The 20,913-nt window shown below is 68.5% G+C and carries 16 protein-coding genes and 1 pseudogene; 12 read left to right on the top strand and 5 right to left on the bottom strand.

Annotated elements, in window-relative coordinates:
• Positions 1 to 358 precede the first annotated feature (358 nt).
• Positions 359 to 856 (top strand): hypothetical protein, encoded by a 498-nt coding sequence (locus QA861_RS21810; RefSeq protein WP_334589979.1) that lies wholly within the window; start codon positions 359 to 361, stop codon positions 854 to 856.
• A 116-nt stretch (positions 857 to 972) separates the two neighbouring features.
• On the opposite strand, the pseudogene QA861_RS21805 reads toward QA861_RS21810, so the two are convergent.
• A pseudogene (locus tag QA861_RS21805) lies at positions 973 to 1,281 on the bottom strand (transposase); the annotation flags it as partial.
• Between the two features lie 1,704 nt (positions 1,282 to 2,985).
• Between QA861_RS21805 and QA861_RS47080 the strand changes: the two are divergent.
• The 10 genes from QA861_RS47080 (at position 2,986) to QA861_RS21750 (ending at position 15,632) form a co-directional block, all read left to right on the top strand.
• A protein-coding gene (locus tag QA861_RS47080; protein WP_443041524.1) for an IS630 family transposase occupies positions 2,986 to 4,055 on the top strand; the annotation gives its coding sequence in 2 pieces (ribosomal slippage) (positions 2,986 to 3,435 and positions 3,438 to 4,055; 1,068 coding nt in all).
• A 57-nt stretch (positions 4,056 to 4,112) separates the two neighbouring features.
• The gene (locus QA861_RS21790) at positions 4,113 to 4,271 is read left to right on the top strand and encodes a methyltransferase domain-containing protein (protein WP_443041523.1); all 159 of its coding nucleotides are present in this window, start codon (positions 4,113 to 4,115) and stop codon (positions 4,269 to 4,271) included.
• Positions 4,272 to 4,407: 136 nt separating this feature from the next.
• The gene (locus tag QA861_RS21785; protein WP_334589976.1) at positions 4,408 to 5,301 is read left to right on the top strand and encodes a DUF2797 domain-containing protein; all 894 of its coding nucleotides are present in this window, start codon (positions 4,408 to 4,410) and stop codon (positions 5,299 to 5,301) included.
• A 197-nt stretch (positions 5,302 to 5,498) separates the two neighbouring features.
• Positions 5,499 to 6,371, top strand: coding sequence for an amidohydrolase family protein (locus QA861_RS21780; RefSeq protein ID WP_334590652.1), 873 nt, complete (start codon positions 5,499 to 5,501; stop codon positions 6,369 to 6,371).
• A 339-nt stretch (positions 6,372 to 6,710) separates the two neighbouring features.
• Positions 6,711 to 7,448: a response regulator transcription factor gene (locus QA861_RS21775; RefSeq protein ID WP_044471956.1), complete on the top strand. Its 738-nt coding sequence runs from the start codon at positions 6,711 to 6,713 to the stop codon at positions 7,446 to 7,448.
• Positions 7,449 to 7,515: 67 nt separating this feature from the next.
• Positions 7,516 to 9,252 carry a HAMP domain-containing sensor histidine kinase gene (locus QA861_RS21770; protein WP_334589975.1) on the top strand — a complete coding sequence of 579 codons (1,737 nt, stop codon included), beginning with the start codon at positions 7,516 to 7,518 and terminating at the stop codon, positions 9,250 to 9,252.
• A 14-nt stretch (positions 9,253 to 9,266) separates the two neighbouring features.
• Positions 9,267 to 10,814, top strand: coding sequence for a bifunctional glycosyltransferase family 2/GtrA family protein (locus tag QA861_RS21765; protein WP_334589974.1), 1,548 nt, complete (start codon positions 9,267 to 9,269; stop codon positions 10,812 to 10,814).
• A complete protein-coding gene (locus tag QA861_RS21760; RefSeq protein ID WP_334589973.1) occupies positions 10,811 to 13,051 on the top strand; it encodes an ArnT family glycosyltransferase in 2,241 nt (746 codons plus the stop codon). Before QA861_RS21765 ends, QA861_RS21760 begins: the two co-directional genes overlap by 4 nt.
• Before the next feature lie 101 nt (positions 13,052 to 13,152).
• Positions 13,153 to 14,694 carry an MFS transporter gene (locus QA861_RS21755; RefSeq protein ID WP_334589972.1) on the top strand — a complete coding sequence of 514 codons (1,542 nt, stop codon included), beginning with the start codon at positions 13,153 to 13,155 and terminating at the stop codon, positions 14,692 to 14,694.
• A gap of 128 nt (positions 14,695 to 14,822) precedes the next feature.
• Positions 14,823 to 15,632 (top strand): TetR/AcrR family transcriptional regulator, encoded by an 810-nt coding sequence (locus QA861_RS21750; RefSeq protein WP_334590651.1) that lies wholly within the window; start codon positions 14,823 to 14,825, stop codon positions 15,630 to 15,632.
• Positions 15,633 to 16,066: 434 nt separating this feature from the next.
• Here QA861_RS21750 and QA861_RS21745 read toward each other — a convergent pair whose 3' ends face one another.
• The 4 genes from QA861_RS21745 to QA861_RS21730 all read right to left on the bottom strand — a co-directional run bounded on the left by QA861_RS21745 (position 16,067) and on the right by QA861_RS21730 (position 20,460).
• On the bottom strand, positions 16,067 to 16,531 hold the full coding sequence (locus tag QA861_RS21745) for a PPOX class F420-dependent oxidoreductase (protein ID WP_334589971.1): 465 nt from the start codon (positions 16,529 to 16,531) through the stop codon (positions 16,067 to 16,069).
• Between the two features lie 9 nt (positions 16,532 to 16,540).
• A complete protein-coding gene (locus tag QA861_RS21740; RefSeq protein ID WP_334589970.1) occupies positions 16,541 to 17,407 on the bottom strand; it encodes a YceI family protein in 867 nt (288 codons plus the stop codon).
• A 6-nt stretch (positions 17,408 to 17,413) separates the two neighbouring features.
• Complete coding sequence (locus tag QA861_RS21735; RefSeq protein ID WP_503461748.1) at positions 17,414 to 19,873, bottom strand: MFS transporter; 2,460 nt, start codon at positions 19,871 to 19,873, stop codon at positions 17,414 to 17,416.
• A 149-nt stretch (positions 19,874 to 20,022) separates the two neighbouring features.
• Positions 20,023 to 20,460, bottom strand: a complete 438-nt coding sequence (locus QA861_RS21730) for a MarR family winged helix-turn-helix transcriptional regulator (protein ID WP_334589968.1) — start codon at positions 20,458 to 20,460, stop codon at positions 20,023 to 20,025.
• A 211-nt stretch (positions 20,461 to 20,671) separates the two neighbouring features.
• Here QA861_RS21730 and QA861_RS21725 point away from each other — a divergent pair, with 211 nt between their 5' ends.
• On the top strand, positions 20,672 to 20,869 hold the full coding sequence (locus QA861_RS21725) for a hypothetical protein (protein WP_006377343.1): 198 nt from the start codon (positions 20,672 to 20,674) through the stop codon (positions 20,867 to 20,869).
• The last annotated feature ends 44 nt before the right edge of the window (positions 20,870 to 20,913 follow it).

The raw sequence follows: 20,913 nt of genomic DNA, 5'->3' as shown, positions 1-20,913 counted from the left end.
AGGTGATCGCCGAGTACTGGAAGAGCTCCGAGGTTAGACAAGGCGGTCGAGGACGCGATGCGCAGGGCACCGGAGAGCGCGGCAGCATCACCGTGACGCGGAGGCCCGTGTGTCCTGACTCTCGCGCGTTACCAGTAGCTCGATCCGCCTGTTGATCAGCCATGGACATGCGACTTGGGATCGAGGGCGGGCCAGCCGACGGCGGGGAAGTAACCGTGCAACCCGGTGAGCTCGGCCGGCCGGCAGGGACGATGGAGATCAGCGGCGCACTACTGCTGGCTACGTCCAAAACCACGTTAGAGGTAACCGCGCTGCCGGTCCCCGTGGTTTCGGGGGCTCTTGCCGTACGCTTCCCGCCGTGGACGTCTTCACAGCCATACTGCCTGTAGTCACGCTCATGCTCGGTGCTTGGATGAACCAGCTGAGCGAAGGGAAGAGGGAGAAGGCCGCCCTCCAGCGTGAACGGCAGGTGCGCGAGCTTGATCGAGAGCAGTCACGCTTGGATCGGCGCGAGGCTTTCGAACTCGATCACCTCGTGAAGACTAGCGAGTGCCTGTCTCGCTTGTACCGTGCTGCGCTTATGGAGCACCTGCACAGGGTCAATGCCTCATCGCCGGTGCTCGAACCAGGCGCGTTCGGGCGGGAGACGCAGGAGCTGACCCGCTTGCAGGTGCTCATCCTAGACAAAGGAATCCGGGCCCTCGTCGAGGGCGCCCGTCAGCACCTGTTGGAGGCTGGGACGGCTGACCCGGGCACGCCAGAGGAGCTGGGTGATCTCGTTATGAAGACTCACGAACACCTCACAGCAGCAGAGGAAGCTCTGGCCAGCCGTCTGCGTACCATCTACGACGCTTAGGGCCTGCCCGGCGGATCATGTCGCAGACGCGGGGTTTGGCACGCCGATCTGCGGCGTTGTCATCGGTTCCCTACGCTCCGCGTCGACGCCCGCATCTTTCCCACTAAGACATCATCTCATTTGGTGAGTCTGCGGTAGCAGATGAGGGTGCAGGCGATGCTGGTGAAGGCCAGGAAATGCTCGGCTTTGCGCTCGTAGCGGCGGTGCAGTCGGCGGCATCCGGCGAGCCAGGACATCGTGCGCTCGATGGTCCAGCGGTGGCGGCCCAGGCGGGTCGAGGACTCGACGCCCTTGCGGGCGATGCGGTGCCGGATGCCGCGTCCGCGTAATTATCGCCGCAGGTGGTCGTAGTCGTATCCCTTGTCGGCGTGGAGTTTGGCCGGCCTTCGCCGTCGGCGTCCGCGCCGTGAGCGGATCGGCGGTATGCCCTGACTACACGCTGGAACAGTTCCCACAACTCATCCGGCACCAGCCGCTCAACGATCGAGACCACGACCAACAGCCTACCGAACCAAATGAGATGGCGTCTTAGCCAGCCACTTTGGCGCGAACCTCGAAGATCATGGCCCCCACGTCGTGCTTTAACGGGCAGGTCAACAGACTGCCCGACGCGCCGGAAGCTTACGGGGCCATGATCACTCGCGCCAAAGCGGCTCCCGGCCAAAGTCACTCCGCCGACCTGGAGGTCATGGGACGGCACCCGGGCACCACACGCTCAGAGGTCTTACACAAGGATGAATGGGTGATAATTTGAGCCGATAGTGTGAATTCTAGATCTTAACGCCCTCTCCGGGGCGCTGTAGGGAATGACTTCCGCGAAACCCTCCTCTCACGGATCGGCGCACTAATGGCTGTAATCATCCCTGACGCCGTAAATGTCACCCAGCCAAACTGGCGATTCTGCCGCGTATGTTACGTCGTCTTCTGGAACGGCGACCTCAGTAGTGGTAATTGCGCCGGGGGCCATCATGAAAATGAAGGGCACTATGCGGCGGGCTGGGACTTCCACCTGCTTAGCGACCCGGAGAATCCGATCTGAGGGAACAGCGACACCTGCCGGCATCTGGCATCCTGAGCGCTTGCTCTCGCACATCAAACCGACAATGCCTCTGAGGTGCCCTGATCGACTCTCGCTCTCAATCTCTCGCAAACTGGAGGAAGAATGGCTGTCCAGATTCCCGATGCTGTAAACACGACCCAGCCAAACTGGCGATTCTGCGGCCAGTGCTTCAGTCTCTTTTGGAATGGAGACCCAAGCGGAAAGAAGGGGATTTGCAATGGCGCTCCACAGTCAGGAGGCGGGCACCATGCCATCGGCTGGGACTTCTACCTCCTTGCTGACCCCGAAAATCCGGCGTGAGTTCTCCCCGTACCAGCCAGGCGCTGAACCGGAGGCGTTCGATGACGCTCTTGAGCATGCGCGAGAACACTAGCCAGCGGAGACGGACCCCGCTACAGCAGGTCGGTTTCGGCGGGGCTGAGGACACGGTTGACGAAGTTGCCGAGGCGTCCGCCAAGTCCTTGTTCACCGTGGCAGTGAAGTGCTTGCAGGTGAAGGAGGACTCGGGGCGCTGGGCCGGAACATCGTTGCGGTGGCGCGTCCCCGTCGGGAGTTGACGGCAGTTCTGACGGCAACGACGGCACACAAAGGCCGTTGATCACCAATCTCGGCGATCCGGCCAGGCCAGGACCGAGCCCCTCCGTGAGACGTTGCCCGATCCTACGGATCAGAAGGTTGCAGGTTCGAATCCTGCCGAGTGCACAGCAGGCCAGAGGCCCCGTGGAGGAATCCACGGGGCCTCTGGTTTTTTGGTTTGACGGCGACCGACTTCGGGAGCGGTTCAGGCGGATACCGGGACACCGGCCCTACCGTCGTCGTCAGGGTCGCTCGGGTCGAGCGGTGGCTCGGGACTTCCATTTGGAGTGGGATGTTGCGACGGCCACAAGGACGGAAGGTGATCCGGGGCCTTTAGCGTTCAGGCATGACGATCCTGCCGCCGTCCGTCTTGCGCGCACTTGAGCGATTTCACGCCGCCCGCCCCTGGGATCCCAACGCCCACTACTCAGGTTGAACTCGTAAAGCCTGCGGAGGTCGTGACGGTTCGTGATCCCTGCGGTACGACGGGATCATGCGGTACGCGCAGAGGGGCGGGTATACGCCCGTCGAGCAGGAGAAGCGGGAACGGCTGAGGCTGGAGGCGGCCGAGCGGTTCGCGCGTGGTGATGAGGCCACGGTGATCGCGGCCGATCTGCGGGTCACGGAGCGGACGGTGCGGCGGTGGCGCAAGGTGTGGCGCGAGGGCGGGGCGGCGGCGTTGAAGTCGAAGGGGCCGGTGTCCCGCGAGCGGCTGTCGGTGCGGGAGTGGGACCGGCTGGAAGAGGAGCTGAAGCGGGGGCCGCTGGCCCACGGCTTCACCGATGACCAGCGGTGGACGCTGGGCCGGATCAAGACCCTGATCGGCAGGTTGTTCCACAAGGGCTACACGATTCAGGGGGTGGCCAAGCTGCTGAAACGGCCCGGCTGGTCGTGCCAGGTCCCGGTGCGCCACGCGATCGAGCGGGACACTGAGGCCATCGAGATGTGGAAGGACGAGGTGTGGCCGCGGTTAAAAGAACCGCGGCGGACCTGGGCGCCTACATCTGCTTCGAGGACGAGGCCGGCCAGGGGCTGAGGCCGCCGAAAGGCCGCACCTGGGCGCCGCGCGGAGCCCGCCCGGTGGTGCGGGTGCGGGGCCGGGGAAACGGCCGGGTCAACATCGCCGGCGCGGTCTGCTTCCGGCCCGGGGACCGCCCGCACTTCTTCTACCGGCTGCACGTCTACCACGGCCGCAAGGGCGAGCCGAAGACATTCGCCTGGCACGAGTACCGCGACCTGATCATCACCGCCCACCAGCAGCTCAACGCCCCGCTGGTGTGGTGCTGGGACAACCTCAACGTCCACCTCGCCAAGGAACTCGCCGCCTTCGCCGAGGAACACGCGGACTGGTTACGGATCTTCCAGCTGCCGTCATACGCACCAGAGCTGAACCCCGCCGAAGGCGTGTGGTCGCTCCTCAAGCGCGCCATCGCCAACTTCGTTGCCCCTGACCTCACCGGCCTCGTCCGCATCGTCAAACGCAAGCTGAAGAAGATCCAGTTCAGACCCCACCTGATCGACGGCTGCCTCACCGGAACCGGCCTGATCATCGAACCCCGGTGATCACACGACCGGACACTACGAGTTCAACCTGAGTACCACCCGTGGATCACGCGGCAGTTGCCCAGACGGTACGGCCGTGTCCTCGGCGTCGGCTGCGGCAGCGGCGACCTGGCGCGGCTGCCGGCCGGGCGGAGTACGGCGTCGGTGCTCGGCATCGACTCCGATCCCGGGATCGTCCAACGGGCCCGGGAACGCCGTTGCGGGTGGGGCCGGTGAGATCGTTCCGGAACGGGTCTGAGTGGCCCCCCTGCATGGTCGGCTGTCTGGCCCGCCGACTGGCTCATGCCCTCCTGACCTGCGGTTTTGACGTCCCGGGAGGCGTTGTCAGTGGCATCCCGTAATCTCGCAAGGGATGGCACAGGCGTGGAGATGCTCGGGGCTGCGATGGTCGGCGGACGGTCCCGTGCTGCGGTGGGACGGGGGGCGTGACAGCGCGCTGACCTGGGGGAAGAGGGTGGCCTTCGGGGTCACGGAAGGGGGCGTACGGACATGTGTGGGAGCGCGGGGGAATGCCTGTCCGATACGGGCAGGGGTGTCGGGGCGGAGTACGGGGGCGCGCTGCGAGGAGTGCGCGCGGCTGGACCGGGCGCACTCGGTCGCCGCCGACACGATCGCGGACGATCCACGGCCCTATCACGTATATCTGGCCTGGTTCGGGCCTGGGATGACCAAGGTCGGCATCACGGCGCTGGAGCGGGGCTCGGCGCGGCTGCTTGAGCAGGGTGCCGTCGCATTCAGCTGGCTGGGCGTCGGCCCGCTGATGGCCGCCCGGCGTACGGAGGAGCTGCTGCGCGCCGCACTCCGGGTCCCGGACCGGATTCCGTACGCCGACAAGCGGGCGGTGCGGGCCGCTCTGCCGGGGTCGGCGGCGGAGCGGGCCGTGGAGGTCGAGGAACTGCACGCCCGGGCGGTGGGGCTGGGTGGCTGGCCCGAGTCCCTGGAGCGGGCGTCCTGCCAAGTCGTCGACCACGTCGGGGTGTTCGGGCTGACGGAGCCGACGCCGGCGCCGGCCGTGGGTGCGGTGAGGGAGCTGGTCGCGGGAGGTGTCGTCGGGGGCGAGCTGGTGGCGGCTGCCGGGCCCGATCTGCATCTCGCGGTCGAGGACGGGCCGGGGGTGGTGGTGTTGGATACGAGGTTGATGACCGGGTGGGAACTGGTGCCGGTCGGGGGCGGTGGACTGACCGTTCCTGTGCGGGAGTTCAAGACGACGAAGGAGGCGGCGGGGGTACAGGACGGGCTGTTCTGATCCCGGGCATTTAAGTGGTGATGCATGTCGGGCGATGCCATAGGGCGTCGTAAGACGCCGTGCGGCGAGAATCTGAGCGGGAGGAAGCGGCGGTGGAAGACACGAGCAAAGCCTCGGAGGACGGAAACGCTGACGTCGGCGGTGAGGTCGCCGGCCTCGCTCAAGCCGCCGACGTCACCGAGGCCGCCGCCGAAGTCATGGACGTCGCCGAGGTCCGGCGGTTCTGGACGCGGCTCGGGTTGCCCGGTCTGGTCGACGTGCACACGCATTTCATGCCCGAGCGGGTGCTGCGCAAGGTCTGGGCCTTTTTCGACGCTGTCGGGTCGATGAACGGCGGCATCGAGTGGCCGATCACCTACCGGCTGGAGGAGGACGAACGGCTCGCGCTGGTCCGGGCGTTCGGGGTGCGGGCGTTCACCGCCATGATCTACCCGCACAAGGCCGGCATGGCCCAGTGGCTCAACCAGTGGGCGGCGGACTTCGCGGGCCGTACCCCCGACTGTCTGCACACCTCGACGCTGTTCCCCGAGCCGGGCGTCGAGGCGTACGTCAGGGAGGCCGTCGAGTCCGGCGCGCGCGTCTTCAAGGCGCATGTGCAGGTGGGGGCGTACGACCCCGCCGACGAACTCCTCGACCCGGCCTGGGGACTGCTCGCCGAGGCCGGGACGCCCGTGGTGATCCACTGCGGGTCAGGTCCGGCACCGGGCAAGCACACCGGGCCCGAACCGGTCGGGCGCGTGCTGGCGCGGCATCCCCGGCTGCGGCTGATCGTCGCGCACATGGGGATGCCTGAGTACGGGGACTTCCTCGGCCTTGCCGAGCGGTACGGCGAGGTGCGGTTGGACACGACGATGGCGTTCACCGACTTCGCGGAGCGGATCAACCCGTTCCCCCGGCCCGAACTCCCCCGGCTGGCGGACCTCGGCGACCGGATCCTGCTCGGCTCGGACTTCCCGAACATTCCGTATCCGTACGTCCACCAGCTGCACGCCCTGGAGTGGTTGGGCCTCGGCGACGACTGGCTCCGGGCCGTGTGTCACGACAACGGGGCGCGGCTGTTCGGGCTGTGACGGACGAGGGGAGGCGGGTGAGGGGGGTGACAAATCGGGCGTACGGGAGTGGGGTGCGTAACTTCGGACCAGGTTCGCCCAGGAGGCACACAGGATGCCCGAGGGTGGTCTCCGGGGCTTTCCGGTAGCCGGTCGGGTGAGTCGGAGTGGTCCGGGTGGGCGCGAAGGTACAGGTCGGACGGTGGGTCCAATGTTCTTGGTTGGGTTGTCCGTTGCCTGTCCCTCCGGCTTTCGGGGCGTCGGTTCCCAGGGCTTCCCTGAGAGGCGCCTGTGTGTTTCTCAGGGAAATCACAGGTTCCAGAAAGCCTGCTCTCAGAGGACACCGACAAGGTTTCCGCTATGACCACGACCTCGCCCCAGGGGCGCACCGAACTGCTGAGGCCGGACGGGAGCCCCGTCCGAGTGCTTGTGGTGGACGACGAGCTGTCGATCACCGAACTGCTCTCCATGGCCCTCCGCTACGAAGGCTGGCAGATCCGCAGCGCCGGTGACGGAACGGGTGCGGTGCAGACCGCGCGCGAGTTCCGGCCCGATGCCGTCGTTCTCGACATGATGCTGCCCGACATGGACGGCCTCACCGTTCTCGGTCGGTTGCGGCGCGAACTGCCCGAGGTGCCGGTGCTGTTCCTGACGGCGAAGGACGCCGTCGAGGACCGGATCGCGGGCCTCACCGCCGGTGGCGACGACTATGTGACCAAGCCCTTCAGCCTCGAAGAGGTCGTGGCACGGCTGCGTGGTCTGATCCGGCGTTCAGGTGCCGCCGACCGGCGGTCCGACTCCGTCCTGGTCGTCGGTGACCTCACCCTCGACGAGGACAGCCACGAGGTGTCGCGTGCCGGGGACGGTATCCACCTCACCGCGACCGAGTTCGAGTTGCTGCGCTTCCTCATGCGCAACCCGCGGCGCGTGCTCAGCAAGGCCCAGATACTCGACCGTGTGTGGTCGTACGACTTCGGCGGCCAGGCGAACGTCGTCGAGCTGTACATCTCCTACCTGCGACGGAAGATCGACGCCGGGCGCGAGCCGATGATCCACACCCGGCGCGGTGCCGGGTATCTGATCAAGCCCGCCGGCTGACCTGACCTCGCGTCATTGGTGGTGCCGCTCCGAAAGAGGTAGTCGAGCCCGGTGGGAGGGCAGCACGGTGAGCAGCAAGAGGAAAGCGGGCGGGCAGCGCAGGCTCGGCAGGTCGGAGCAGAGGGCGCAGCGGCAGAGCAGGCCGCGGACCCTGCGTACGCGGCTTGTCGTCTCGGCGGTCTCGCTGATCGCCGTGGTGTGCGCCGTGATGGGCACGGTGACGACCATCGCGCTCCAGCAGCACCTCTACACGCAGCTGGACAGCCAGGTCAGAGAGGCCGGCAACCGTGTCGGCGGGCCGCCGAACGGGCTGGGCGGTGGCAAGGGCAGTCCGCCGAACGGGGCGTTTGGCAGTAGTGGGTCGGCCTCTTCCTCACCCTCCACGGATTCCTCGTCCACCACCGCCGGCAAAGCACCCTCCGGTGCGGGCACCTTCACGATGACCGTCCAGGAACGGCTCTCGGAGTTCATGAAGAGGGGCGGGACGCAGGAGTACACCGTCGCCGCCGGCGTCGACGCGGATGGCGGAGTGACCCAGGCTTACGTCGCCAAGATGCCGTCGACCACGACCACGAGCGAGTCCGGCTTCAGAGACATGACCGCCGTCAAACTCAACAAGACCCAGATGGCCGAACTGGCCGCCGTCTCCCGCAGCGAGGGCCTGCACACCGTCACCCTCACAGGGCTCGGCGAGTACCGAGTCGAGTACGTGGCCAGCAACAACGGCAACGGCAACTACTACGTCGCCCTGCCCACCGACTCCGTCACCACGACCATCAACACGCTGATCCTCGTGGAGGTCAGCGTCACCGCCGCCGGTCTCGTCGCCGCCGGTATCGCCGGCACGGTCCTCGTCGGAGTGGCCCTGCGCCCGCTGCGCAAGGTCGCCTCGACCGCCACCCGGGTCTCCGAACTCCCGTTGCACACCGGGGAGGTGACCCTGAACGAGCGGGTCGCCGAGTCCGAGACCGACCCGCACACCGAGGTCGGCCAGGTCGGCGCCGCCCTCAACCGGATGCTCGACCATGTGCACGGCGCCCTGCACTCGCGCCAGCAGAGCGAGATGCGCGTACGCCAGTTCGTCGCGGACGCCAGTCATGAGCTGCGTACGCCACTGGCGTCGATCCGCGGATACGCCGAGCTGACGAGACGTGGACGTGAGGAGACCGGTCCCGACACCCGGCACGCCCTCGGGCGGATCGAGTCCGAGGCGGGCCGGATGACCCTCCTCGTCGAGGACCTGCTGCTCCTCGCCCGCCTGGACGCGGGGCGCCCGCTCCAGTTCGACCAGACCGACCTCGTACCCCTCGTCGTGGACACCATCAGCGACGCGCGCGCCGCCGGGCGGGACCACAACTGGCGGCTCGACCTGCCCGACGAGCCCGCGCTCGCGCTGGCGGACGCGGCCCGGCTCCAGCAGGTTCTGGTGAACCTGCTGGCCAACGCCCGTACGCACACCCCGCCCGGGACGACCGTCACCGCGCGCGTGCAGCGGCGCGGGCCGTGGCTGTGTGTGGACGTGCAGGACGACGGACAGGGCATCCCGGCCGACCTGTTGCCGCATGTGTTCGAGCGGTTCGCGCGAGGCGACTCCGCGCGCTCCCGCAACACCGGGTCGACAGGACTCGGGCTCGCCATCGTGCAGGCCGTGGCGACCGCGCACGGCGGTGCCGTGACCGTCGACAGCGTGCCCGGGCAGACCATATTCACGGTGCATCTGCCTGCTCTCACCGCCGAAACAGACTGGCAATCGGACTCACAGGCACAGCACAGTGCCACCACATGGGCGCAACAGGGGGCCTGACGAAAGTCGGTCCCATGCGAACCGACTCTTCTTCCGGCACCCTGCCGGCGCGGGAGCACCTCCCGGCCGCGGCAGCCGGTACGCCTGTCCTGGACGTAGTGATCCCCGTCTTCAACGAGGAGAAGGACCTCCAGCCATGCGTGCTCAGACTCCACGAGCACCTCAAGCGCACGTTCCCGTACGCGTTCCGCATCACGGTCGCGGACAACGCGTCCACGGACACCACTCCCCGGGTGGCGGCGCGGCTGGCGGCGGAGATACCGGAGGTCAGGTCCTTCCGGCTGGAACAGAAGGGGCGCGGCCGGGCCCTGCGGACCGTGTGGTCCGCGTCCGACGCGCCCGTCCTCGCCTACATGGACGTCGACCTGTCGACCGACCTGAACGCCCTGCTGCCGCTGGTGGCACCGCTGATCTCCGGTCACTCGGACCTGGCGATCGGCTCCCGGCTCGCCCGCTCCTCGCGCGTCGTGCGCGGTGCCAAGCGGGAGTTCATCAGCCGGACGTACAACCTGATCCTGCGTGGCTCGCTCCAGGCCCGCTTCTCGGACGCGCAGTGCGGATTCAAGGCCATCCGGCGTGATGTCGCCCGGATCCTGCTGCCGCTCATCGAGGACACCGGCTGGTTCTTCGACACCGAGATGCTGGTGCTCGCCGAGCGCGCGGGCCTGCGCATCCACGAGGTGCCGGTCGACTGGGTCGACGACCCGGACTCGACGGTCCACATCGTCAGGACGGCGACCGACGACCTGAAGGGAGTGCTGCGCGTGGGCAAGGCCCTGACCACCGGCTCGCTGCCGCTGGACCGGCTCACCCGGCCCTTCGGCGACGATCCGCGCGACCGCGACATCAAGGACGTACCGAAGGGGCTGGCCCGCCAACTGGTCGGGTTCTGTGTGGTCGGCGGTATGTCGACCCTCTTCTACCTGGTGCTCTACAGCGCCTTCCGCGGCTTCGCCGGCTCGCAGATCGCCAACGCGCTCGCGCTGCTGGTCTCCGCCGTCGCGAACACCGCGGCCAACCGGCGTCTGACCTTCGGGGTGCGCGGCCGGGGCGGGGCGGTGCGGCACCAGGCGCAGGGCCTGGTCGTCTTCGGCATCGGACTGGCCCTGACAAGCGGCTCGCTCGCCGCCCTCGACGCGGCGACCAGCGACCCCGGCCACTCCACGGAACTGGCGGTGCTCATCGCCGCCAACCTCGCGGCGACCGTGCTGCGGTTCCTGCTCTTCAGGGCCTGGGTGTTCCCGGACCAGCACGACGAACCGGCCTACTCGGCGACGTCCATGTCCTCGCCCTCGCCCTCGCCCACGTCCACGTCCTCGTCCTCGTCCTCGGTGGGCGCCTCGCACACGCCGAACTCGCCCGTCTACCAGGCGTACACCGCAGGCAGTACACGCAACACGGGCGCCACAAGCCCGTACGCAGACGCGACACACAACAACTCCCCTTACTCCACAGACCAGTTCCGCGCCGGTGAAGTCGCGGACCGCACCTGGGGGGACCCGACCACGCGGCTCCAGCCGGTGCGCCCGCACGACAGCCAGGATCCGAGGAACCCGCGATGACCACTCACTTCGATCAGACGACCTATTCGGATCCGGGGGGTGCGAGCCCTTCATCGCCGCCGTCGCCGCACTCAACCGCCGTGCAGCAGACGGTGGTTACCGACACGGACAGGCCCGAGCTCGCCTCCGGTGAGCCCAATCAGCCCTTCGTACGCAGACTGTGGCGCGGTCGGCCCGAGGACCATCGCTGGGTACGGCCCGCGTTCCTCGCCACGCTGCTGGTGATCGGCGCCCTGTACACCTGGAACCTGACCGCCTCGGGATACGCCAACTCCTTCTACTCGGCGGCGGTTCAGGCGGGCAGCCAGTCCTGGAAGGCCTTCTTCTTCGGCTCCCTCGACGCCTCCAACGCCATCACCGTCGACAAGCCCCCGGCCTCCCTCTGGCCGATGTCGCTGTCGGTCAGGCTCTTCGGCCTCAACTCCTTCGCGATCCTGTTCCCGCAGGTCCTGATGGCCGTCGCTACGGCAGGTGTGCTGTACGCGTCCGTGCGGCGCCGATTCGACGCCACGGCCGGGCTGCTCACGATGGCGGCCTTCGCGATGACGCCCGTCGCCGCGCTGATGTTCCGCTTCAACAACCCGGACGCGCTTCTCGCGCTTCTGATGGCCACCGCGGTCTACTGCACCCAGCGCGCCATGGAGAAGGCCCAGACGAAGTGGCTGCTCTGGGCGGGTACGGCGATCGGTTTCGCCTTCCTGGTCAAGACGCTGCAGGCCTTCCTGATCCTGCCGGTGCTGGCCCTGGTCTACGTGATCTTCGCGCCCACCAGTGTCCGCAGGCGCATCGGACAGATACTGGCCGCCGGGCTCGCGATGATCGTCGCGGGCGGCTGGTGGGTCGCGATCGTCGAGCTGTGGCCGGCGTCCTCGCGCCCCTACATCGGCGGCTCGCAGAACAACTCCTTCCTTGAACTGACCTTCGGCTACAACGGACTTGGCCGTATCAACGGCGACGAGACCGGCAGCGTCGGTGGTGGTGGTGGTGGCGGTGGCGGCACCGGAATGTGGGGCGAGACCGGCTGGAACCGGATGTTCAGCTCCACCAGCGGCGGCCAGATCTCCTGGCTGATCCCGGCCGCGCTGATCCTGCTCGTCGCGGCGATCTGGGCCGGCCGCAAGGCCAACCGCACGGACACCGCCCGGGCCGGGCTCCTCCTCTGGGGCGGTTCACTGCTGATCACCATGGTGATCTTCAGCTACATGCAGGGCATCTTCCACGACTACTACACCGTCGCCCTCGCCCCCTACATCGCGCCGCTGGTCGGTATGGGCGCGGCCCTGCTCTGGCGGGAGCGGGACAAGATGTGGGCGTCGCTGTCGCTCGCGGGTGCCATGACGGCCACCGCGGTCTGGGGGTATGTCCTCCTCAACCGTTCCTCCGACTACCTGCCCTGGCTGAAGTGGCTGGTGCTGGTGGGCGGGCTCACGGCCGCGCTGGGGCTCATCTTCGTCAACCGACTTGGGCGTCAACTGGCCCTGGTGGTTGTCGGGTTGAGCTTCGTCACGGCGCTGGCGGGTCCGACCGCGTACTCCCTCACCACCCTCAACGAGGGTCACACCGGCTCGATCGTCACCGCGGGTCCGTCCGTCCAGGGCGGTCGCGGCGGTATGGGTGGCGGTCCTGGTGGCGGCGGTGGCGGTTTGGGCGGCCAGCGGGGTCAGCAGAACGGCACCGGCAACACCCGGGGCGGCGGCATGGGTCAGCCCCCGACCGGCGGTTTCCCCGGCGGCGGCAACAACTCCACCCAGGGCAACGGCAACTCCCAGAGCCAGGGCAACCAGCAGGGCGGCATGCCAGGTGGCGGTGCGACCGGCGAGGGTGGCGGTATGGGCGGCGGCGGTGGCGTGGGCGGTCTGCTCAACGGCGCCAGCGTCAGCAGCGCGGCCAAGACCCTGCTGGAGAAGAACGCCAGTGACTACACCTGGGCGGCGGCTGCCATCGGCGCCCAGAACGCGGCGAGTTACCAGCTCTCCACCGGCGACCCGGTGATGGCCATCGGCGGCTTCAACGGCACCGACCCGTCCCCGACGCTGGCCGAGTTCAAGAAGTACGTGGCCGACGGCAAGATCCACTACTTCATCTCCAGCGGCTCCGGCGGCGGTGGCATGGGCGGCAGCAGCAGCACGACGAGTACGTCGTCCCAGATCAGCTCGTGGATCGAGAGCAACTTCAAGAAGGTGACGGTGGGTTCGGCCACCTTCTACGACCTGACGCAGCCGACGAGCAGTAGCTGACGGTTGGATTTCGAGGGCGGTGGGCCCGGGGCGATCTCGCTCCTGGCCCACCGCCTTTTATCTGCTGTACGCCGTATAGGAACTGTTCTACGGTGTACAGCATGTCTTCTACGTCCCCCCAGGCGAACCACCCGGAGTCGCCGCCCGCCCAGGGCCGTCCCCAGGGTCATCCCCAGAGCCACCCCCAGCGCTGGCTGATCCTCGGTGTCATCTGTCTCGCGCTGCTCACCGTGCTGCTCGACAACACCGTCCTGAACGTCGCGATCCCCTCGCTCACCCGGGAGTTGGGCGCCGGTACGTCCGACATCCAGTGGATGATCAACGCGTACTCGCTGGTCCAGTCGGGCCTGCTGCTCACCGCCGGCAGCGCGGCCGACCGCTACGGCCGCAAGAAGATGCTGATCGCGGGCCTCGCCCTGTTCGGCGTGGGCTCACTGACCGCCGGACTGGCCGACAGCACCGGCCAGTTGATCGCGGCGCGTGCCGGGATGGGCGTCGGTGGCGCGCTGCTGATGACGACCACCCTCGCCGTGGTGATGCAGATCTTCACGCCCGAGGAGCAGCCGAAGGCCATCGGCATCTGGGCCGCGGTCAACTCGCTGGGTTTCGCCACCGGCCCGCTCCTCGGCGGCTTCATGCTGAACCACTTCTGGTGGGGCGCGATCTTCCTCATCAACATCCCCGTCGCGGCGCTGGGACTGGTGGCGGTCGTGGCTCTCGTACCCGAGTCGAAGAACCCGACCGGCGGCCGCCCGGACCTCCTGGGCGCGCTGCTCTCCACGATCGGAATGTCCTCGCTCGTCTTCGCGATCATCTCCGGCCCGGAACACGGCTGGACGTCCGGCCGGGTGCTGGTGCCGGCGGCCGTCGCGGTCGTGGTGCTCGGCGCCTTCGCGTACTGGGAACGCCGGATCCCGTACCCCATGCTCGACATGCACTTCTTCAGGAACCGGCGGTTCACGGGGGCGGTCGCCGGTGCGGTGCTGATCACGTTCGGGATGGGCGGCTCGCTCTTCCTGCTCACCCAGCACATGCAGTTCGTGCTCGGCTACGGCCCCTTGGAGGCCGGGCTGCGTACGGCGCCGCTCGCGCTCGCGATCGTCGCACTCAACTTCACCGGTGTGGCGGCGAAATGGGCGGCCAGGCTCGGGACGCCCCTCGCCATCGGGCTGGGCATGACGGTGATGGCGTGCGGCCTCGTCTCCATCGCGACGGTCGCCTCCGGCGGTTACGCGGGTACGTTGCTGGGCCTGCTGCTCATCGGGACGGGGGCCGCGGTGTCCAGCCCGGCCATGGCGCACGCGATCATGAGCTCGATTCCGCCGGAGAAGGCCGGAGTCGGGGCGGGGATCAACGGCACGGTGGCGGAGTTCGGGCAGGGGCTCGGGGTCGCGGTGCTCGGCGCGGTGCTGAACTCGCGGTTCGCGGCGCTGGTTTCCGTTGCCGCGGTGTCCTTGCCGGGGGCGTTGGCGGAGGCGGGGTCGGCTGCGGAGCGGGCGCGTATCACGGAGGCGTTCGCCTCCGGCTTGGAGACCAGTCAGTTGGTGGGGGCGGGGGCTGTTTTGCTGGGTGGTCTGGTCGCGGCGTTGTTGTTGCGCAGGGCTGAGCGGGGGGAACGGGGTGAGCGGGTGAAGGCCGCCTAGGAGCTCGGGGGTTCGGGTTGCAACGCGGCTGCGGGTCCGCCGTGGTTCTCGCGCAGTTCCCCGCGCCCCTTCAGGTCTGCTGCGGCCTGGCATTCTTGCCAGTGAACGCAAGTATCGGGAGGTGCGCCATCGTGAAGGCAGTTGAACGGCCTGCGCGGACCAGCGTCTGGCTTGAGGGGAAGGCGCGCCGGAGGAGTGGCGGTCGCGCCGGGCAGCCGTCGGGGCTGGACCGGGACCGGATCACCGAGGTGACCGTTCGGTTGCTGGACGCGGAGGGGCTGGCGAGGTTCTCGATGCGGCGACTGGCCGCCGAGCTGAACGTCACGGCCATGTCGGTGTACTGGTACGTCGACACCAAGGACGACCTGCTCGAACTCGCCCTCGACGCGGCCAGCGCCCAACTGCGCCTGCCCGATCCGGAGGCCCACGGCGAGGACTGGCGCGACCAGCTCAGGGTGCTGGCCGGTGAGTACCGCGCCCTGCTGGTCCGCCACCCCTGGGTGTCGCCGCTCGCCGGGACCTACCTCAACATCGGCCCGCACTCGCAGGCCTTCTCACGTGCCGTCCAGCGAGTGATCCGGCGGACGGGCCTGCCCGCGCGAGGACTCACCGGTGCCATCGCGGCCGTCTTCCAGTTCGTGTACGGGTTCGGCACGATCGAGGGCCACTTCATCGCCCGCTGCACGGAGGCCGGCATGACGCAGGACGCCTTCTTCCAGCACGCCATGAGCGCGGTCGGGACCGCCCCCGAGGTCGCCGATCTCATGCAGGAGTCGGCGGACATGATGGCGGCGAGGGGCGGCGAAACGGTGCAGGAGATGCGCGAGCGGGACTTCGACTTCGCGCTGGAGCTGCTGGTGGCGGGGATCGAGGCGATGGTCGCGAGACAGGACGACGAGGCTCCGCCGCCGGGAGTTTCCAGGGCGTCCGGTGCTTGAGGTCGCCGTCCGGCATTTCCTGCTCGTCCGGTACGTGAGGAGGTAGCCGGGCATTTCGTGCTCGTCCGGTGTCTGAGGTCGCCGTCCGGCATTTCGTGCTCGTCCAGTACGTGAGAACGTAGCCGGGCATCTCCAGCTCTTCCGGTACACGAGGACGCCGCCCGGCATCTCCAGGCCGTCCGGTACTTGAGGAGGCTGTCCGGCATGTCCAGCTCTTCCGGTACATGAGGACGCCGCCCGGCATCTCCAGGCCGTCCGGTGCTTGAGGAGGCTGTCCGGCATCTCCAGTCAGGTCAGTGTCTGAGGACGCCGCCCGGCATTTTCAGCCCGTCCGGCGATTGAGGACGAGCGCGTTCAGCGCGACCGGGGGTTTGGGGGCGGAGCCCCCGGGACGAGGCTCACCGCAGCGCCCCGAGCCTCGTTGCCGCCCACCCCTACTGCGCAAGCCTCGCCGGGAAGCCGCCGGTGGCAACCGGCCCCCACTTCTCCGGTGTGACTCGGATGATCGACTTGCCCTGCTTCACCATGGCCGCGCGGTACTCGTCCCAGTCCGGGTGCTCACCCGAGATGTTCCGGAAGTACTCGACGAGCGGCTCGACCGACTCGGGGGAGTCGATGACCTCCGCCGTGCCGTCGATCTGGACCCACGGCCCGTTCCAGTCGTCGCTCAGGACGAGCAGGCTGACGCGTTCGTCCCGCTTGGCGTTGCGCGTCTTGGCGCGCTCGGGGTAGGTCGACACGACGACCCGGCCCGAGTCGTCGACCCCGCAGGTCAGCGGCGAGGCCTGGGGAGACCCGTCCGCGCGCCGGGTGAGGAGGATCGCCCGGTGGCGGGGCCGTACGAAGTCGAGCAGCTCGGCCAGGGACACGGCGGTATTCGTAGCGATGTTCGGTGCCATACGCGCAGCCTAGAGGCTGGGCCCCCGCACGGCTTGGATGTCCAGCTCCACTTTGAGCGTCGTACCGATCGCCGCGATCCCCGCCCGCACCACCTGGTTGTAGTTCATGGCGAAGTCCTCGCGCCGCAGCTCCGTGGTCGCCCGGAACGCGGCCCGGGTGCCTCCCCACGGGTCGGCGCCGGTGCCGAGGTAGGCGAGGTCGAGGTCGACGGGCCGTACGACTCCGCGCATGCCCAGCTCGCCGTGGACGGTCCAGCGGTCGGGACCGGCGGCCGGGGTGAGGCCCGTCGAGCGGAACGTGATCTCGGGGTGGGTGTCCACGTCCAGAAAGTCGGCGGACCGCAGATGGTCGTCCCGCATGCCGTTGCCCGTGTCGATGGAGGCCGCCGAAATGACCGCCTCCACACGGGACTTGGCGATGTCGTCCGGCGCGATCTCGATCGTCGCCGTGAACTCGGTGAACCGCCCGTGCACGCTGGAGATGCCCAGGTGTTGCGCGAGTGCGCCGACGGACGAGTGGGCCGGGTCGACGGTCCAGGGCCCCGGCGGCGGCAGTTCGGCGCCGCCGCCCAGCCGGGCGAGCGTGACGGTCCCTACCTCGGCCCGTCCGCTCATGGTGACGATGGCGCTGGACGCGGTGGGCGCGTAGCCGACAGCCGTCACGATCACGGTGTACGCGCCGGGCGCGAGCGGGGTCGCGTCGCGTACGACCCCGTCCGCGTCGGCCTCGGCGCGCGTCACCTGCCGCCCGGTCATGTCCGTCACGGTGACGACGGCGTGCGACACGGCCCATCCGTCCCGCGTACGCACCCGCGCACTCAACCCCGTGACGCCTGAGACGCCTGAGATATCTGCCATGCCTGCTGTGCCTGTCATGTCCTGCTACTCCCCGCCCGGGTGGGCGAGTTCGATGTCGTGGTCGTCGGCGCCACGGCCGGTGACGGTCAGGGCGGTGGCCACCGGCGGGTAGCCGGTCGCGATGACCGTGTACTCGCCACTGTCCAGATCGGCGAAGGCGTACGCCCCGTCCGTCCCGGTCGTCGACGAGCCGACCACGTTCCCGGCCGCGTCGACGAGCGTGACCCGCGCGTCCCCGAGCGGCCCGTGCGGCGCCCGTACGACACCCTGGACGTGCGCCCCGGACGCCAGTTCCACCTCGACCCGGGTGACCCCGGTGCCACCGACCTCGACGGGCAGCGCGCGCGGCCGGTATCCGGCCGCGTTCACGGCGACGGTCACGGCACCCGGCACCAGCTCGGCGAACGTGAACTCGCCCTGCTCACCGGTGGTCCCGGTGGCCAGAACATCCCCGCGCACATCGGTGACGATCACCATGGCGTCCTTGACAGGCTCCCCGGTCTCGGCGCCGCGCACCAGCCCGCTGAGCCCGCTGGTGCCGCTGAGCAGGATGTCGTACGAGACCGGCTCGCCGTTCACGACGACGGTCGACGCCTGCGGCTGGAACCCGTCCGCCGAGGCGATCAGGACGTACGAGCCGGTGCCCGGCGCGTCCAGCGCGTACGCGCCGTCGCCCTGCGCGACCGCTCGGCCCAGCTGACGCCCGGTGAGGGAGATCAGCGTGACGGCGGCCTGCGGAACGGGCGCGCTCTCCGCGCCGCGCACGTGACCGCGTACCGGAATCCCGCCACCGGCAGGCCCTTCGACGGTCTTGACGGTCTCGGTGCCTGCGCCGGTCTCGCCGGTTCCGGCGGCCGAGACCGTCACCGTGGCGACCGCGGCGGGAACCTTCTCCGTCTCGGTGACCTCGGTGACCTCGCTGGCCTCCGTGATCGGGTTGGCCGGAGTGAGCGCGGCCTGCTTCTCCTCCGCGGCCTGCGCCAGCGCGCCCTTGTTCCGCAACGGAACCTCCTTGATGAAGAGGGAGAAGACGAGCGCGAGCAGGGCGGCCGGAGCGGCGTAGAGGAAGACGTCACCGATGCCGTGGCCGTACGCGCCCTCGATGACCGTGCGCAGCGGCGTGGGCAGCGCGTCGAGGTCGGGGATGGCGTTGTTGGTGGAACCGGAGAGCCCCGCCGCGTACTTCGGGTCGATGGTGGCCAGGCCGTCCTTGAGGTGGTCGGTGATCCGGTGACTGAGGACCGCGCCCAGCGCGGAGACGCCGATCGCACCGCCGAGGGAACGGAAGAAGGTGACCACCGAGCTGGCGACACCCAGGTCGGAGGGGGAGACCTGGTTCTGGGTGCAGAGCACGAGGTTCTGCATCATCATGCCGACGCCGAGCCCGAGCAGCGCCATGTAGATGGCGACGTGCCAGTACGCGGTGTCGTAGCGCAGGGTGCCCAGCAGACCGAGACCGGCGGTCACCAGCACACCGCCGGCGAGCAGCCACGCCTTCCAGCGTCCCGTACGGGTGATGACCTGCCCGGAGACGGTGGAGGCGACGAACAGGCCGCCGATCATCGGGATGGTCATGACGCCGGACATGGTCGGCGACTTGTCCCGGGCCAGCTGGAAGTACTGGCTGAAGAAGATGGTGCCCGCGAACATCGCGATGCCGACGAAGAGCGACGCGAGTGAGGCGAGGGTGATGGTGCGGTTACGGAAGAGCCGCAGCGGGATGATCGGCTCGCTGGCCTTCGACTCGACGAGGACGAAGACGCCGAGCAGCGCGACGGTGCCGCCGATCATGGCGTACGTCTGCCAGGACACCCAGTCGTACTTGTCGCCCGCGAAGGTCACCCAGACCAGCAGCAGGCAGACGGCCGCGGTGATGAAGAAGGCGCCGGTCCAGTCGACCTTGGCCTTGCGCTTGACGACCGGCAGGTGCAGGGTCCGCTGGAGCACGATCAGCGCGACGACGGCGAAGGGCACGCCGACGTAGAAGCACCAGCGCCAGCCGAGCCAGCTGGTGTCGGTGATGACACCGCCGATCAGCGGGCCGCCGACCATCGCGGTCGCGAAGGTGGCGCCGAGGTAGCCGTTGTAGCGTCCGCGCTCACGCGGGGAGATCATCGCCGCGAGAATGATCTGGGCGAGTGCCGAGAGCCCGCCCATGCCGACGCCCTGCACGGCGCGGAAGGTGATGAGCATGCCCGCGTTCTGCGAGAGGCCGGCGGCTGCCGAGCCCAGCACGAAGATGACGAGCGCGAACTGGATCAGCAGCTTCTTGGAGAAGAGGTCGGCGAGCTTGCCCCACAGCGGGGTGGACGCGGTCATCGCGAGCAGCGACGCGGTCACGACCCAGGTGTAGGCGCTCTGGCCGCCGCCGAGGTCCTTGATGATGTCGGGCAGGGCGTTGGAGACGATCGTCGACGACAGGATCGCCACGAACATGCCGAGCAGCAGCCCGGTGAGCGCTTCCATGATCTGCCGGTGCGTCATCGGCGCGCCGTCGGCGGAGCCGTGGGAGCCTCCTCCGTGCTTGGCGTGTGCCGCCCGCACACCGGCCGGTGTGGTCGTTGCCATTGAACTTCCTTGTCTGTGCTGCGTCTTGTGCGTCTTTAATTCGTGCGATTTGTCTACGTCGTCTGCTACGGCGTCTGTTGCGTACCGAAGCTCTCCCGGAGCCGCCCCATCAGGCGGGCGAGCTGTCCGACCTCCTCGTCGCTCCAGTCGGCGAGCCGGTGGGCGAGCAGTGCGGTGGTCCGTCGCGACAGCTCGCCGATCTGCGCATGCCCCGATGGGGTCAGCCGCAAAATGCGCGAGCGCTTGTCGGCGGGGTCGGGGAGCCGTTCGATCCAGCCGCGCCCGGCGACGTGGGCGACATGGCGGCTGGTGACGGACATGTCGACGGCGAGCAGCTCGGCGAGCCGGCTCATCCGCATGTCCCCGTACCGGCCGAGCAGCGTCAGCACGGTGGCGGAACCGCCGGGACACTCGGGCGGCATGATCCGCCCCATCTCCCGCTTCACGGCCCCGAAGGCACTGAACTGACGCACCAGCTCCTCGTACTGCGTCTGCTCGGCCATCACACCCCCTGAGTCCTGCTCCGGCATCCATTTATTCGTTGCTTGGGGCAACCATAGAAAAGATTGGTTGCTACAGGCAAATGAATTGGGGAGGGGCTGGGCTAAAAACCTGGCAAAGGCAAGCATTGGCGAACGTAAACGCGCAGGTGAGATGGGCAAGAGAGGGGGCCAGCTTGGGCGCACCCCGTCGAGTTCGCTAGGGTCTCGCACCATGGCCAACACCCAGGGCCCCGAGGGCAACTACGACCCCGCGGGCAGCACCCAGATGTTCCGAGCGTTCGTCGACGAGACCCCCCAGGGCGGCAGCCGCCAGGCACCGGCTCCGGCGGGCCCCCGCATCGGCCTGATCGTCGGCGTGGTCGTCGCCGTACTGGTGATCGCGGCGGTGGCCTGGCTGGCGCTGAAGTAAGGCCTACGCGAGGACGTGACCGCCGGGCCGCCGATGCGCGGCGG

The sequence above is a fragment of the Streptomyces sp. B21-083 genome, from assembly GCF_036898825.1.
Taxonomy (GTDB): domain Bacteria; phylum Actinomycetota; class Actinomycetes; order Streptomycetales; family Streptomycetaceae; genus Streptomyces.
This window is presented reverse-complemented; position numbering and strand designations above follow the sequence as displayed.

Excerpts from the sequence above, each read along its gene's own strand:
- QA861_RS21785 (WP_334589976.1), top strand. The coding sequence starts at position 4,408 with ATGGCACAGGCGTGGAGATGCTCGGGGCTGCGATGGTCGGCGGACGGT.
- QA861_RS21780 (WP_334590652.1), top strand. The coding sequence starts at position 5,499 with ATGGACGTCGCCGAGGTCCGGCGGTTCTGGACGCGGCTCGGGTTGCCC.
- QA861_RS21775 (WP_044471956.1), top strand. The coding sequence starts at position 6,711 with ATGACCACGACCTCGCCCCAGGGGCGCACCGAACTGCTGAGGCCGGAC.
- QA861_RS21765 (WP_334589974.1), top strand. The coding sequence starts at position 9,267 with ATGCGAACCGACTCTTCTTCCGGCACCCTGCCGGCGCGGGAGCACCTC.
- QA861_RS21760 (WP_334589973.1), top strand. The coding sequence starts at position 10,811 with ATGACCACTCACTTCGATCAGACGACCTATTCGGATCCGGGGGGTGCG.
- QA861_RS21755 (WP_334589972.1), top strand. The coding sequence starts at position 13,153 with ATGTCTTCTACGTCCCCCCAGGCGAACCACCCGGAGTCGCCGCCCGCC.
- QA861_RS21745 (WP_334589971.1), bottom strand. The coding sequence starts at position 16,531 with ATGGCACCGAACATCGCTACGAATACCGCCGTGTCCCTGGCCGAGCTG.
- QA861_RS21740 (WP_334589970.1), bottom strand. The coding sequence starts at position 17,407 with ATGACAGGCACAGCAGGCATGGCAGATATCTCAGGCGTCTCAGGCGTC.
- QA861_RS21735 (WP_503461748.1), bottom strand. The coding sequence starts at position 19,873 with ATGACGCACCGGCAGATCATGGAAGCGCTCACCGGGCTGCTGCTCGGC.
- QA861_RS21730 (WP_334589968.1), bottom strand. The coding sequence starts at position 20,460 with ATGGCCGAGCAGACGCAGTACGAGGAGCTGGTGCGTCAGTTCAGTGCC.
- QA861_RS21725 (WP_006377343.1), top strand. The coding sequence starts at position 20,672 with ATGGCCAACACCCAGGGCCCCGAGGGCAACTACGACCCCGCGGGCAGC.